The organism is Enterococcus sp. 7E2_DIV0204 (assembly GCF_002140855.1).
GTDB classification, from domain to species: Bacteria; Bacillota; Bacilli; order Lactobacillales; family Enterococcaceae; genus Enterococcus_L; species Enterococcus_L lemimoniae.
This window is the reverse complement of sequence record NZ_NGKY01000001.1, coordinates 2,384,099-2,397,776: the sequence shown is the minus strand read 5'-3', so window position 1 is coordinate 2,397,776 and position 13,678 is coordinate 2,384,099. Positions and strand designations below refer to the sequence as shown.

Genomic DNA, 13,678 nt, shown 5'->3' with positions numbered 1-13,678 from the left:
ATTAAGTATATTATTAAAAAAGTAAAAAAAAATAACCAAATAGAGAAATAAAAAGTTTTTTTACATCGTAGACTTTCAACCATAGTTATAATATTTAAGATAAATTTTAATTTTTTTCACATAATAACAATAAGATTAAACTTGATTTTAAGGCTAACCTAAATTATAATAAAAAAATTAACCTACAAGATATATTTAGTAATTTTCTGACCTACGAAGTTTAGATATATTTTTTACAAAAAAAAGCTCCCAGTTCAACTAAGAACTTCGTTTCTAAAAACATTAAGAAGGTGGATAATATGGGGTATGATTTCTTTAAGCAACCAATTTATCAAAAAAAAAATAGATATCATAAGAACAGTACTTATTATATAGATTGTGAATGTAAAAACTTAGCACGAAAACAATATAATAAAAACATTTATTTATGTCCTACTTGTGGCAAGGCATATAGCTTAAAAAATAATACTTATCACATAACTACGCACTATGTAGGACTGAAATAATCAATCAAAAATTCACGAACTATTAGTTAATGAAGTAATGATGAGTAGAAAAAAGTGAACAGTATAAATGTGAGATGTGTTATCTATTACAGATAATTTAAAAAACAGGAAAAAAGATAGCATATGAGGGATATCCTTGAATATGAAAGAAAAAACAAAACTAACAATACGTTAATATTTTTTTTTGAAGTTCTAAATGAGAAAACGATTATGATTGAAGAAGCTATTTCTCAAAAAACTCTTTAGTTAATTCTCCTATGGAAAATTTTTTCAGAGCATTACAAAGCAAAAATTGTATTACAGAAAAGCCTATTGAAGTCAAAATGAGTTAAGGTAAGTATTTAAGTATTCTATTTGCTAGTGTATTTATTACCAGATAAAAAAGATGTTACCTAGTATAATCCAAATGAGTTTCAACGACTCAATCAAAAACTTTAAAAAAAATAGAGTGGAAAAATCCACTCAATAAAAAGTCTAGCTAATAGGGGTGTGCTATATAAAGAACCGTTTTTTCAAAATTAGTTTTCTAGTTAATTAACCGTTTCATTTGGAATGTTCAAAATAAACTAAGATTCTTCTATTTAGTCAAATTAGTCAAAACTTTACTTTTCTATAAAGTTTTGTGCTTTTTAAATTCAATTGTAACATATTTATAGTCATGCTTTTTTTCTACTTTGTATCTTTGTCTTTCCTATAGTAGAAAGATAAAGATAATAATATCATCACACCGAGAAAAATATAACTAAAATTAGTTTCTTCTCCCATCTTAGGTATAATTCTATTTTCTAATATTTTTTTGGGTTGCTCATTTTTTAAAACATTACTATTTTTGCTATTATTAATTGAATTTCCATTTGAATTTTTTTTAATTATATCCGATATCATTTTTTTCTTGTAGTAATAGCTCACTTGTATAAAACCCTCATTATATTGACCACTTTCATTTGCCGGTAGTTTACTTGTATCTAATTCATAGCCACTTACTTCCGGTGCGCTTACCGTATAAGTTGATCCCACAACACCCGTATCACTGTTCGGATACTCTGCTATAATGTTGCCTGACTCATCAAAACAGTATACATCGACTATTCCTTCAGTCAATTTTTTCTTATAATAAAAACTCACTTGTATAAAACCCTCATCATATTGACCACTTTCATTTGTTGGCAGTTTACTCGTATCTAATTCATAGCCGCCTACTTCCGGTGCTGTCATCGTATAATCTACACCAACATCTCACATAGCGCTATTCGGATAGAATCCTATAATGTTACCTACCTCATCATAAGAATACACATCAATTGTTCCTTTAGTCGAATTTTCAGCATAAACTACCGTTAAAGGTAAAAAAATCTGCATAAAAATAAATAAACAAATAAACACTTTACCAAAAGACTTTATTAACATATTATTTCCTCTTTTCTTTTTAAATTTTTTACTATAAATATCTTAGTAAATATTAAACAAATAATATACTATAAAACCCAAAATGTTCATTATTATTTTCTAATGGTAATCAGTGTAACATTATAAGATGTGTATAAGAGACAGGTAGAATTTTTGCGTATGATATATTCAAGATATTCTTTAATATCTTGATTAAGCTTAAAAGGTAATTCAATTCTAGTTCGATGTTTTGTTGAAAAAACAATTTTATAACTTAGCATCATTATCAATTAGATTTTCTTCAGCATCAACATTGATCATTTCTAAATTACTATTCTTTTCTTCTCTGTTATAAATATCTCTTGCGTTCGCTTGAACATCATCTGCATGTTGCTTAATAGCAGAAAGAGAAGTATCAATACTATCTTTTATCTTAAAAGCTTTTGACAGACCGTGAGAATAGATATTTTTAGCTTCTTTGCTGGATAATAACTTAAACCCTGCACTTCCAAACAAAATCCCCCCAATAAATAAACTTCCTTTTTTACCTGTCTCTTATACACATCTCTATTTATGTATTACATATATTTTCCAAAAAATAATACTATCTCGTTATTTTTCTTTTCAAACAGCACAACATTATCCTATCAAATAAAAATCCAATCATAAAATAACTTGGATAGTCAAGTTACTCTATGATTGGCTAATTGCCTCAGTACTAGTATAAAAATAGAAACTATTATTATTCGATTCAACAAATTGTTAATATAGATATGCTTTCCATCCTTCTACTAGCATATCTTTGACTTCAGCGAAGCATCCTAGCTTTATCGTTTTATAGGGTAGAATATCTAACTCATTTAACTATTAAGTAGCAACGTCAAAATAAACAGTGCTATTATATCTGCAAAGTACGTTTTTAGCTACACCATGATTATAAGATCTTATTATTCTACAACTTTCTTATAGCTTGGTTTAAAGAAATCATTTCGATTAATCCTTGAGCAACCTCTGCGCCTTTATTACCTGCTTTTGTTCCAGCACGCTCAATTGCCTGTTCAATAGATTCAGTCGTCAACACTCCAAACATTACAGGAATATCTGATTCCAAACTAATATGAGCCACTCCTTTTGCAACCTCATTGCTCACTAATTCGTAATGTGTTGTCGCTCCTCGGATAATGGTTCCTAACGTAATTAAGCCATCATAATGTTCATTGCTAATCAATTTTTTTGTTACAAAAGGTATCTCAAATGCACCTGGTACCCAATAAACATCAATATTTTCTTCTGATACACCATGACGGATTAAACTATCCATTGCTCCACTCAAAAGCTTAGCGTTAATAAATTCATTAAATCGTGCAACCACAATTCCAACGTTCATATCTTTTCCATAAAGCTGCCCTTCAAATGTTGTCATATTTTTCTTCCTCTCTTAAATAATCAATAAATGATGAAACTTTTGTTTTTTTGTTTTTAAATAGTCTTTATTCTCTTCTACAGCTTCTATTTCCAGAGGTATGCGCTGATTGATCTTTATTCCAAAAAGTTCTAATTGTTTTATTTTTTCAGGATTATTGGTAATCAAATCAACTTCTGTTATACCTAAAGTATCTATTATATTTGCCGCAAACTCATAGTCTCTTTCGTCTGCTTTGAACCCCAGCGCCAAATTCGCATCAAAAGTATCCATTCCTTGTTCTTGCAACTTATAAGCTCGTAATTTATTTTTCAAGCCAATGCCTCTACCCTCTTGACGAAGATATAAAATAGCTCCTTTACCTTTTTTCTCAATCATTTGCATTGCTTCATGTAATTGTTCACCACAATCACATCTATGAGAACCAAAAGCATCGCCTGTCAGACATTCAGAATGTACTCGAACCATGATCGGTTCTGCCTGTTTTCCAATCTCTCCTTTTGATAAAACTAAATGCTCTTTATGCTGCAGGTCTTCAAAAAGTGTTAGGTCGAATTCACCAAAAGCAGTCGGTAATTTCACCGTTAACGGTTTTTGTGTATTTAAGTATAGTACTAATTCTTCCACAGTAATAAATGGAAGTTTGTGTTTTTCTGCGAACTGTTTTAACTGTCTTTTTCTCGCCATCGTCCCGTCTTCATTCAAAATTTCACAAATATAGGCTACTTCAGTTTGATTCGTTAGCTTCGCTAATTCAATAGCTGCTTCAGTATGACCTCTTCTTTCCAAAACACCACCTTCTTTAGCGATGAGTGGAAAAATGTGTCCTGGACGATGAAAATCTTCTACAACACTCTCTTGCTTGGTTAAAGCTTGAATCGTTGTCGCGCGATCATAAGCAGAAATTCCCGTTGAAGTTTCTTTATGATCGACACTAATAGTAAATGCTGTTCCAAAGCTGTCTGTATTTCTCGCTACCATTTCTCCAAGATTTAAACGGTCAGCAATTCTTTTTGAAATTGGCGTACAAATCAATCCGCGTGCAAATGTAACCATAAAGTTAACGCTCTCAGGTGAAACCAAATTTGCAATGCCAACCAAATCACCTTCAGCTTCTCGATCATCATCATCCGCCACCACAATCAGCTTACCTTTTCTTAAAAACTCAATTGCTTCTTGAATGTTTTCTTTCCCCAATTAATTCAGCACCTTCCACTCTTTTGATTGAAATGTTTTTAATTGTGCTTTTAAATATTTTCCTAATATATCCGTTTCAAAATTCACATACTCTCCATACCTTAATTTACCAAGATTTGTTTGATTTTTCGAATGTGGAATCAAGCTAATAGAAAAACTTGTTTTAGCTATCTGTGTAACGGTTAAACTGACTCCATTAATAGCTATAGAGCCTTGAGAAATAATTTCTCCTTGAAACTTTTTAGGAAAGTCAAAGGTTAAAACAAGCGCGTTTTCTTCTACTTTTTTTTCTTTAAGACGTATGATTCCATCTACATGACCTGCCAGTAAGTGTCCTTCCAAACGTCCATTATACGGTAGTGCTCGTTCTAAATTCACTTCATCATTTATTTTCAATCGTGAAAACGTCGTACGTTGAAAAGTTTCTGGCATAATATCCACCGTAAACTGTTGCGTTGCTTTTTCAATAGCGGTCAAACAAACACCATTTATTGCCATACTGTCACCAACGTTATACTTTTCAAGTAACTGCTGAGAAGTTTGACAGGTCAATTTAATTGTTTGACCTACATGCTTTATTCGGATGATTTTCCCTTTTCCTTCAATTAAACCTGTAAACATCTTACACTCTCCTTCCAACAATCCTAAATTCATTGCCAATTTGTTCTAGATCCACAAATTTTAATTTTGTTATTGAATGGCTCATTCGTTTACTTGATATACTTGAAAGACTGTCCCCACCAAGAATTACTGGTGCCAAATAACAAATTATCTCGTCCCAACAATGACTGGCTAAAAAAGTATCATGAATGATTGAACCACCTTCAACATAAACAGATTGAATATTTCTCTTGTATAGTTCATTCAAAACATCTGGTACAGTAACAGCAGATTGGCTTATCACCTCCACGTGTTCTGGTAATTGATTTGAATATTCAGTAGCTTCTGTGAAAATCAAAACTGGTGCACTACTGTCTTTAAAAATCGTTTGCTTAAAATTATCTAAAAGCCTGCCTCTTCTATCCATCACAATACGAATGGGAGAAAATTTGGTCTTTTTTGTCGAAAGCAGTTGAGGATCATCAATTAAAATTGTTTCACTTCCAACTAAAATTGCATGATAATTATCTCTTTCTTCATGAACTCTCTCGAATACTTCCTGTTGACTAATTTGTAATCGTTTTTTCCTCAAAGAAATCTTTCCATCCAATGACATCGCCAACTTTAGAGAAACATATGGCCGCTGCTTCTCGAAAAAATAATTATAATTCTTATTTAAATTTCGTACCTCTTTCTCCAAAATACCTATCATCACACGGATACCATGATCTCTTAATGCCTTCACCCCTTTCCCCGAAACCAATGGATTAGGATCTAGCTGTCCAATGACAACATTCTTGATCCCTGAATCAAGGATTAATTGTGTACATGGTGGTTGCTTTCCGTAGTGATTACAAGGCTCCAAGGTAACATAAATTGTTGAATTAAGTAGTTTTTCGGGAGTTTTACATAAATCAATTGCATTTTTTTCGGCATGTGCTTGTCCATACTCTAAATGAGCACCTTTTGAAAGTACGTTGTTCTCGCTAACAATCACTGCACCAACTAAAGGATTGGTATAGGTATTTCCCTGTCCTTTTTTTGCTTCTTGAATCGCTAGCTTCATAAATATTTCATGCAAAAAAATTCCTCCTTTCTAAACAAAAAAGCCCTATGTATGCACATAGGGCTGGTAAAAAAACAAACTCAAAGAAACCATGACAAAAAAAGACATACTTCTCCCATCAGTTCTAGTAAGTTTTTCTTCTCCCATCCAGACTTTAACTGTCGGTTCCAGAGTTTCACTGGATCAACCGCAACTATTGCGGGTCACGGACTTCAAGTTATTACTTGTCACCGTCGGTCGGGAATTACACCCTGCCCCGAAGAAATCTATTCAATTAACATATATAGAATACAAGTTAGACATTAATTTGTCAATATTCCAAAAATTTGAATCCAAGTCATGTTCGTTTTGCCTATTTCTTTGTATAAAAAATAACTTGATTCAATGACGTGAACATTTTTTTGCCATAATCTATCATAAAGGCAATACATTACTTATTGAACATCATTTACAGGTCTTTTATTGCCAATAATTCACATTCTGGGATAAATAGTTTTTCTATTGTTTCAACAGAAAAATTCTCTCCATTATTTAGACGATCAACGAATAATAACTTTTGTTCTTTTGTTTTAAATTGGTAACGGATGATATTTCCCAATATAATCTCTTGTTCGTATACAACGTTAACTCCAATACTGTCAGGGATTTGTTGAAAACTGATTATTTCAGGTCTTGCAAAATATTTATCAGATTGGTTAAAATCAATTTTTCCGATTAAATCTGTTAATTGAATTTGATTATAATCCCCAATAAACTCAGCTACAAATTGACTTTTCGGTTGACTATATAATTCTTTTGGTGATGAGACTTGTTTTAATTCGCCTTCTGATAATACATAAATTCGATCACTAATTCTCATAGCTTCTTCCTGATCATGTGTGACAAATATCATTGTTATCCCTAGCTCTTTTTGAATTAAACGTATTTCAAGTTGAAGTTGCTTTCTAATTCGTGCATCTAATGCACTAAGCGGTTCATCTAAAAGTAAAAGTTTCGGTTCCACCACTAATGCTCTAGCCAGAGCGACACGTTGTTGCTGTCCTCCTGAGAGCTGTGGTACATGCCGATCAGAAAACTCAGTCAATTCAACCAATTCAAGGATTTTCTCAACTTTTGCTCTTACTTGCTTTCTATTTACTTTTTTTACATTCAAACCAAACGCAACATTATCATAGACTGTCATCGTTGGAAATAACGCATATTGTTGAAAAACCATTCCAATGTTTCTTTCTCTACTTGCTTTTTCTTGTATTTCTACGTTATCCAAATAAATGGTTCCCGCTTCTGGAATTTCTAGACCAGCAATCGTACGTAACAATGTTGACTTTCCACAACCACTCGGTCCAAGCAATGTTACTAATTCACCTTTCTTTACTGACAATGAAATATCATTTAATACTGGTTTATTATCAAATGATAAGGATAGGTTTTCTAAACGTAGATAGCTCATAGCAGACTCTCCTCAACAGCCGAATTTGTGATTTCCTGACTCATTTTTATTTTTTTAGTTAGTTTAATTTTTTTTAACTGTAGCTTTTGCTTATTCGAAAAATAATAAATAATAATTCCACTCAAGAAAATCATCACGAAATAACATACCATCACCGCACTAGCTAGATGGCCATTTTCATTCATACGACGTAACATATAGATGCGTAACGTTTCAAACCGACCACCAATGAGTAAATTTGTTAAAACATATTCACCAAATACACCAGAAAATACCATAATACTTGATAGGACAATACCAACTCTTAAATTAGGTAAGACCACTTTAAAAATAATTGTAATCATGTTCGAACCAAGCATCTGGCCTGCTTCAATCAATTGTTTAGTATTGATTGCTTGTAAGCTATTACGAATTCCCATATACATGATTGGAGAAATTAATAATGTTCCACATAATACAACAAACATTGGAACTCCTGTTTTAGAGTAAGTTTTTAATAAAGCTGTCACTAAAATCACCCCAGGTATTGCGTAAGGAAGTACTGAAATAGACTGTAATAATTTATCTATTTTAGGATAGTGTAAGTAAATAATAATAACACTTGGAATCATTACAATTAATATCATTACTAAAACTATAGTTGATAAAATGAACGAACGTATAATCGATAAGAAAAAGGCTTGATCATTAAACAACTCATTAAACCAATGAAATGTGAAGTTAGTAGGAAGAAGAGATTTTCCCCACTCATCTCCAAAGGCATACACTCCAGTCATAATTAGAGGCGTTAAATAATATATCCCTAAAATCGTGATGATAATATATGAAAATAAGCGATGATTTCGTTTTATTTTTTTCATGCCAAATCCTTTCTAAGCTTTTTCATAGTATACTGTGATATGAAAATAACACAAATCATACTAACCACAAATACAACTGACAAGGTACTTCCGACATTTGGTTTTGCATAAACATCACCTGCAACTAAAGCAGCAATTCTTGTCGTTATTAACCCAACGTTACTACTAACTAGTGCATAGGCTGTTTCATAGGTTCCCATGCCATTAGCAAATAAAATAGCAAATGTGCCACTAATCGTTGGAACTAAGAATGGAAAGACAACTTTTCTCAAATATAAAAAAGTAGTTGCCCCAAGCATCTCAGCACTTTCCTGCCATTCTTTTTTTACTTTTCTCATTACTGGATAAATAAATAATGTGGCTAATGGTATTTGAAAATAGGTATACGTTAAAACCAACCCTTTCCAAGTATATAAATCAAACGACTTTAGTATAGGAAAAACCATTTTCAACAATCCTGAATTTCCTAAAATAATAATAAAACCGAAAGCCAATGGAATCCCTGCAAAATTAGCGGCCAGATTAGAAAAGAGAGTCAATTTTTCTTGAGCTGATTCTGATAATCCAATCAAAGCATATGAAAAAATGAGAGAACCAACAATACCAATCACGCTTGAGACTGCAGCAATTAAAATGCTGTTACCAAAAGCTTGATAGTAATATGGATTAGTCAGTGCTTGAATGTAATTATTCATACTGAATTCGTTTGTTACGTCTAATTGGAAACTAGCTAAAAACATGAAAATAATCGGAACAAATAAAAACATAATGGCAATAATAAAAAGTGGGAGTAATCCCACCCAGTAGTTCTTTTTTCTAATCATAATAAACTCCTTTTAAGTTAATCCCATTATCTCCGTAATCATTGGCATCAGCTGTAATTGAGATATTTCTGTTTCTTTAGACAATTCAGTCGTGTTATTCAATAGATAAAATGGTACTTCTCTATGTTGTGGTAAACTCCCTCCATGTAATCCATAATCATCCATTCCATGATCAGCTGTAACGATGATTTGATAACCCATTTTTTGCCACTTAGGAACAATTGTTCCGATAATAGTGTCAGCGATATTTACTTGAGTCATATATTCTCTAGAAAGTGCAGTATATTTATGACCAATATCATCAATATTCATCGAATGAACCACCATAAAATCTGGTTCATAGGTTGAAATAATACTATTAGCATCAGCGAATACATGAGAATCAGGATAAGTATCTTCACTGTAAAAAATACCGTGTTGAATTAACTTTGCTTCATCATGTTGAATTCTATCCGTTAATATATTATAAGGTGCTCTATTATATAACTCGCTCATCCAAAAATATCCTGCAACACCTGTCGTTCCACCAGCTTGTTTTACTAACTCAAAGATAGATAGTTCTTTGGACTGTTGTACCACTAAATTAGTGTATATTTCATTTTTATACATAGGCTGCCCCGTCATAATCACTTCATAAAGCGGTCTTGAATTACTAGGCATTTCCGCTACCATTTTTTTTAGTTGTGCTTGCTTATGTTCGACTAAACTGTTTAAAAAACCCATTTGTTTCATCGCAACATCATAACGACAACCATCTAAAATAATCAAAACAACTTTATTTTTTAACATTGACTAAAACCTCACTTTGCCATTTTTCCGGTAGCGTTAGAGCCGTTTTGTCCCAACTTTCATTTGATTCAACTGGCTGAGCACTTTTATATTCCTCATCTTTTAATAATTTACTTGCAACATCTTCTGGTAACTTAACATTTGTACGAATTGGACGAGCATACCCTTTGGCCAAATTAATTTGTCCTTCATCAGATAATATATACTCTCTTGCTAATTTCGCTGCATTTGGATGCGGTGCATTTTTATTTATTATTGTTGTATATCCACTAATAACCGATCCATCCGTTGGAATCCTTACTTCAAATCGGTCTTTATCAATTGTATCTCTATAATTTAGAGCGTTGAAATCCCATAAAATCACAACGTCTGTTTCTCCTTTTTCTATATTTGCTAGAGATGCATCTACAGATGAGATTCGACCTTGTTTTGCTATCTCTTTAAAATAATCTATTCCTGGTTGAATATCTTCTTCATTCCCACCGTTAGCCATAGCTGCCGCTAAAACAGCAAATTGAGCTTGATTCGCTTTTGCCACATCTCCTACAGCTACTTTATAGTTACCGTTTTTTAAATCTTTCCAACTGGTCGGTACGTTTTTAACATTATCTTTATCTACCATAAATGAAATTGTTCCAGTGTAACTAAGCAGCCAGTGCCCTGCGTCATCTTTTGCCCAATCAGGAATATCATCCCAATACGATGTTTTATATGGTAACGTCAACTCTTTACTTACAGCCAAAGGTCCGAAGCTTATTCCAACATCTCCAATATCAGCTGTACCCTTTTCTCCCTCAGATTCAAACTTTGCTAACTCTTCTGCACTAGACATATCTGTATCATTGTGATTAATACCATATTGGCTTTTTATATTCTCCCAAGTTCCAACCCAGTTTGCCCATGTATCAGGCATTCCAACACTGGCGATCTCGCCTTCCTTTTTAGCCTTTTCTATAATTGTTTCTAAATTATCAGTAGTATTGACAGCTGTATCTTTATTTTTGTTTGTTCCTGATGAGCATCCTGTTAACGCTGCAATTATTGCCACTCCTAATAGACCCTTAACTAATTTACCTTTCATCGTAAACCTCACTTTTTAATATTTTTTCAATTATTATTATATTCTTGGACTGTAAATTTATAGCAAAAACTAAGTTTTTTTTTGTAAACAATGTAAATTTTTAGTAAAACGCTATAAAAATCATATTTTGATGATAAACTAATAGCATATAAAAGAAGGAGCGTTGCCTAGTGAATTATTATGATCAACATTTGCACACACATCATTCATTCGATTCAAATGAATCCTTTGAAAATTACTTAGATCGTTTTTGTCCAACTATTTTTGTTTCAACAGAGCATTTGGATTTTAAAAATCCATATGTAAATGGCGAAGACAGTATTCCCGAATATAGTGCTTACAAAAAAGAACTCAACCATTTGCATAGTCGCTATGATACAAAGTTATTGCGTGGTATTGAGGTAGGTTATGTTGACACTCATAAAGAAATGATTGAACATTTTTTAGCATCAAACCATTATGACATCATTCTTTTGAGCATTCATCAAAATGGCACAATTGATTATATGGATGAATCAGTAAAAGATTTGGATGTCGCAGATTTGATAGATGATTATTATTCACGTATGCTTGATGCTGTCCAATCTGTTGAGTTTGCCAATGTACTTACTCATTTTGATTATGGAGTGAGACTATTACAATTATCCGTTGATGAATTTAAAAAAATGGCTGAACCTTATCTTATCGATATTTTTAAAATAATGATTGATAAAAGGATTGCGTTTGAATTAAATGCCAAGAGTTTTATTAAATATGAAAATAAAGCCCTTTATGAATATGCGATTCCTTTATATATATCACTTGGAGGAACTCTGTTTACTTTAGGCTCAGATGCTCATGTAGCTCAAGATTATGAGTTGGGCTTTGAAGAAATGAAGAATTTACTTAGAAAAAATGATGTTACACTATTAGCTTTATACGATAATCAACAATTAACACTGGTTCCAATAAGCTAATAAAAAGCTTCCTTTTATCATTGTTAATAAAGTCAAGCCATCAAAAAATCTAAAAAAAATGAGATCTAGATAAATCTGTATAATAAATCGATGCACAAATCAAAAGGATTGTTTATTTACCTATATCACTTATTGAATACTCAACTACGTTCAGCTGTTAATTTTTAAACACCTTTTAATATAATAAAAATATAAACTTAAGGTCTGTATAGTTGAACGATTAATAGAATTAAAAAATCACAATAATTAATAGGCCAATCTCTTGTTTGATTTTATTAAATCAGTTGAAAGTCCTACGCTATTCTACTTAGAATATTAATAGATTATTCTGTTTTCATCTTATTTAATTTATTGTTGCTCTGACAAACACTTATTTATTATAAAAAAAGGATTCAGATACCAAGTGAAAGTGCTTGGTATCTGAATCTTTTTTTGATTACTTCTACTCTATTTTTATGGTTTCAGCTTAAATATCATTTCAACTGGATTATGATCTGAATTCTCAAATTCAGCATCAATCACTTTTCCATTAACATTCTCAACGTTATCAGAAATGATAAATCCATCAATCAATGCTACAAAGGACTTCCCTTTTATATATGGTTTATCTAAGTTACGCACTGAAGGAACTGGCATTTTCGTTTTACTCAATGTTGCAACCTGTAGATTTTTCGGTAGCTCTTCTTTTGGAAAAGGTTGTAACCATGTGTATTCTTCTGTTGGGGTATTTTTAAATGTTTCAGTTGAAGAATCGAGTAAATCATGATTAAAATCACCACCACCGACAACATAATTTCCTTTTTTGTATTCATTTTCCATATGATCGAATAATTTATGCACTTGCTCATTTTGGATTTTTTGATCCTTGATATAGGCCGATAGATGAACATTATACAGCATCAAATATTTGCCATTTTCAACTGGAATTTTTGAGACCGTGAAGGCACGATCTAAATCAAAGAATTTATTGACATTGGTTTCGATCGGTAGGCTATAGCGCGTACTTTTTTCAATCTCGTGATTGCTCAATGTTACGATGCCTGATTTTGATTTACCAATTGGATCTAATACAGGATACATCAGAAACGCTGAATCATAATTGGTAGCAAACACACTAGTATAATCGGAAAATTGCTGATTGATTTGTGTCACTTCATCTACACCACGACTACGGGTGGCTTTTTCATCAACCTCTTGAAATAAAGCAAAATCCGGATTGATTTTTTTAGTCGTATCAATCACGCCAGAGATATTTTTGACAACACTTGCTTCACTGACTGCTTTAGATTGTTTACCGCCATCCATGAAAAAGGTGTAATCTGGCGTGTAAGAGCCATAGCCTATGTTAAAAGTTGAAATTTTGTATTCTTTATTTGTTGCCGTTTGGTTCATTTTAGCCTTTTGAGTGATTTCAACAGGCTCGTTATCCACAATTCTTCCATAACTGAAAAAAACATAGCCGACATAAACTAGAATGATGGCGATAAAAATGGATAGAACACTTAAAAATACTTTAATACTTTTCCTTAAATTCATGATT

General features: G+C 32.1%; 12 protein-coding genes, 2 pseudogenes and 1 riboswitch. Of the genes and pseudogenes, 1 reads left to right on the top strand and 13 read right to left on the bottom strand.

Annotated features, from left to right (window positions below; translation table 11 throughout):
* Positions 1-1,175 precede the first annotated feature (1,175 nt).
* The 12 genes and pseudogenes from A5819_RS11170 to A5819_RS11120 all read right to left on the bottom strand — a co-directional run bounded on the left by A5819_RS11170 (position 1,176) and on the right by A5819_RS11120 (position 11,182).
* Complete coding sequence (locus tag A5819_RS11170) at positions 1,176-1,631, bottom strand: MucBP domain-containing protein (RefSeq protein WP_254907308.1); 456 nt, start codon at positions 1,629-1,631, stop codon at positions 1,176-1,178.
* A pseudogene (locus tag A5819_RS19815) lies at positions 1,626-1,727 on the bottom strand (hypothetical protein); the annotation flags it as partial. The gene A5819_RS11170 and the pseudogene A5819_RS19815, both read right to left, overlap by 6 nt.
* Before the next feature lie 432 nt (positions 1,728-2,159).
* Positions 2,160-2,438 (bottom strand): annotated as a pseudogene (locus tag A5819_RS11165) (DUF6110 family protein); the annotation flags it as partial.
* A 406-nt stretch (positions 2,439-2,844) separates the two neighbouring features.
* Positions 2,845-3,315: a 6,7-dimethyl-8-ribityllumazine synthase gene (gene ribE / locus A5819_RS11160; protein ID WP_086278868.1), complete on the bottom strand. Its 471-nt coding sequence runs from the start codon at positions 3,313-3,315 to the stop codon at positions 2,845-2,847.
* 15 nt (positions 3,316-3,330) lie between these two features.
* Entirely contained in the window at positions 3,331-4,512 is a 1,182-nt protein-coding gene (ribA, locus tag A5819_RS11155; RefSeq protein ID WP_086278867.1) for a GTP cyclohydrolase II, read from the bottom strand.
* Entirely contained in the window at positions 4,513-5,133 is a 621-nt protein-coding gene (locus A5819_RS11150) for a riboflavin synthase (protein WP_086278866.1), read from the bottom strand.
* Position 5,134: 1 nt separating this feature from the next.
* Positions 5,135-6,178 carry a bifunctional diaminohydroxyphosphoribosylaminopyrimidine deaminase/5-amino-6-(5-phosphoribosylamino)uracil reductase RibD gene (gene ribD / locus A5819_RS11145; RefSeq protein ID WP_176271465.1) on the bottom strand — a complete coding sequence of 348 codons (1,044 nt, stop codon included), beginning with the start codon at positions 6,176-6,178 and terminating at the stop codon, positions 5,135-5,137.
* Positions 6,179-6,309: 131 nt separating this feature from the next.
* Positions 6,310-6,446: riboswitch (FMN riboswitch) on the bottom strand.
* A 180-nt stretch (positions 6,447-6,626) separates the two neighbouring features.
* A complete protein-coding gene (locus tag A5819_RS11140; RefSeq protein WP_086278864.1) occupies positions 6,627-7,628 on the bottom strand; it encodes an ABC transporter ATP-binding protein in 1,002 nt (333 codons plus the stop codon).
* On the bottom strand, positions 7,625-8,488 hold the full coding sequence (locus A5819_RS11135; RefSeq protein ID WP_086278863.1) for an ABC transporter permease: 864 nt from the start codon (positions 8,486-8,488) through the stop codon (positions 7,625-7,627). The genes A5819_RS11140 and A5819_RS11135 overlap by 4 nt, the downstream gene beginning before the upstream one ends.
* On the bottom strand, positions 8,485-9,312 hold the full coding sequence (locus A5819_RS11130; RefSeq protein WP_086353051.1) for an ABC transporter permease subunit: 828 nt from the start codon (positions 9,310-9,312) through the stop codon (positions 8,485-8,487). The genes A5819_RS11135 and A5819_RS11130 overlap by 4 nt, the downstream gene beginning before the upstream one ends.
* Positions 9,313-9,324: 12 nt before the next feature.
* On the bottom strand, positions 9,325-10,101 hold the full coding sequence (locus A5819_RS11125) for an alkaline phosphatase family protein (protein WP_086278860.1): 777 nt from the start codon (positions 10,099-10,101) through the stop codon (positions 9,325-9,327).
* Positions 10,088-11,182: an ABC transporter substrate-binding protein gene (locus tag A5819_RS11120; protein WP_086278859.1), complete on the bottom strand. Its 1,095-nt coding sequence runs from the start codon at positions 11,180-11,182 to the stop codon at positions 10,088-10,090. The genes A5819_RS11125 and A5819_RS11120 overlap by 14 nt, the downstream gene beginning before the upstream one ends.
* A 170-nt stretch (positions 11,183-11,352) precedes the next feature.
* On the opposite strand from A5819_RS11120, the gene A5819_RS11115 reads away from it, so the two are divergent.
* A complete protein-coding gene (locus A5819_RS11115; protein ID WP_086278858.1) occupies positions 11,353-12,138 on the top strand; it encodes a PHP domain-containing protein in 786 nt (261 codons plus the stop codon).
* A 453-nt stretch (positions 12,139-12,591) separates the two neighbouring features.
* On the opposite strand, the gene A5819_RS11110 is transcribed toward A5819_RS11115, so the two are convergent.
* Positions 12,592-13,674 carry a hydrolase gene (locus tag A5819_RS11110; RefSeq protein WP_086278856.1) on the bottom strand — a complete coding sequence of 361 codons (1,083 nt, stop codon included), beginning with the start codon at positions 13,672-13,674 and terminating at the stop codon, positions 12,592-12,594.
* Between the last annotated feature and the right edge of the window lie 4 nt (positions 13,675-13,678).

Excerpts from the sequence above, each read along its gene's own strand:
- A5819_RS11140 (WP_086278864.1), bottom strand. The coding sequence starts at position 7,628 with ATGAGCTATCTACGTTTAGAAAACCTATCCTTATCATTTGATAATAAA.
- A5819_RS11150 (WP_086278866.1), bottom strand. The coding sequence starts at position 5,133 with ATGTTTACAGGTTTAATTGAAGGAAAAGGGAAAATCATCCGAATAAAG.
- A5819_RS11130 (WP_086353051.1), bottom strand. The coding sequence starts at position 9,312 with ATGATTAGAAAAAAGAACTACTGGGTGGGATTACTCCCACTTTTTATT.
- ribD (WP_176271465.1), bottom strand. The coding sequence starts at position 6,178 with ATGAAGCTAGCGATTCAAGAAGCAAAAAAAGGACAGGGAAATACCTAT.
- A5819_RS11135 (WP_086278863.1), bottom strand. The coding sequence starts at position 8,488 with ATGAAAAAAATAAAACGAAATCATCGCTTATTTTCATATATTATCATC.
- A5819_RS11120 (WP_086278859.1), bottom strand. The coding sequence starts at position 11,182 with ATGAAAGGTAAATTAGTTAAGGGTCTATTAGGAGTGGCAATAATTGCA.
- A5819_RS11110 (WP_086278856.1), bottom strand. The coding sequence starts at position 13,674 with ATGAATTTAAGGAAAAGTATTAAAGTATTTTTAAGTGTTCTATCCATT.
- ribE (WP_086278868.1), bottom strand. The coding sequence starts at position 3,315 with ATGACAACATTTGAAGGGCAGCTTTATGGAAAAGATATGAACGTTGGA.
- A5819_RS11125 (WP_086278860.1), bottom strand. The coding sequence starts at position 10,101 with ATGTTAAAAAATAAAGTTGTTTTGATTATTTTAGATGGTTGTCGTTAT.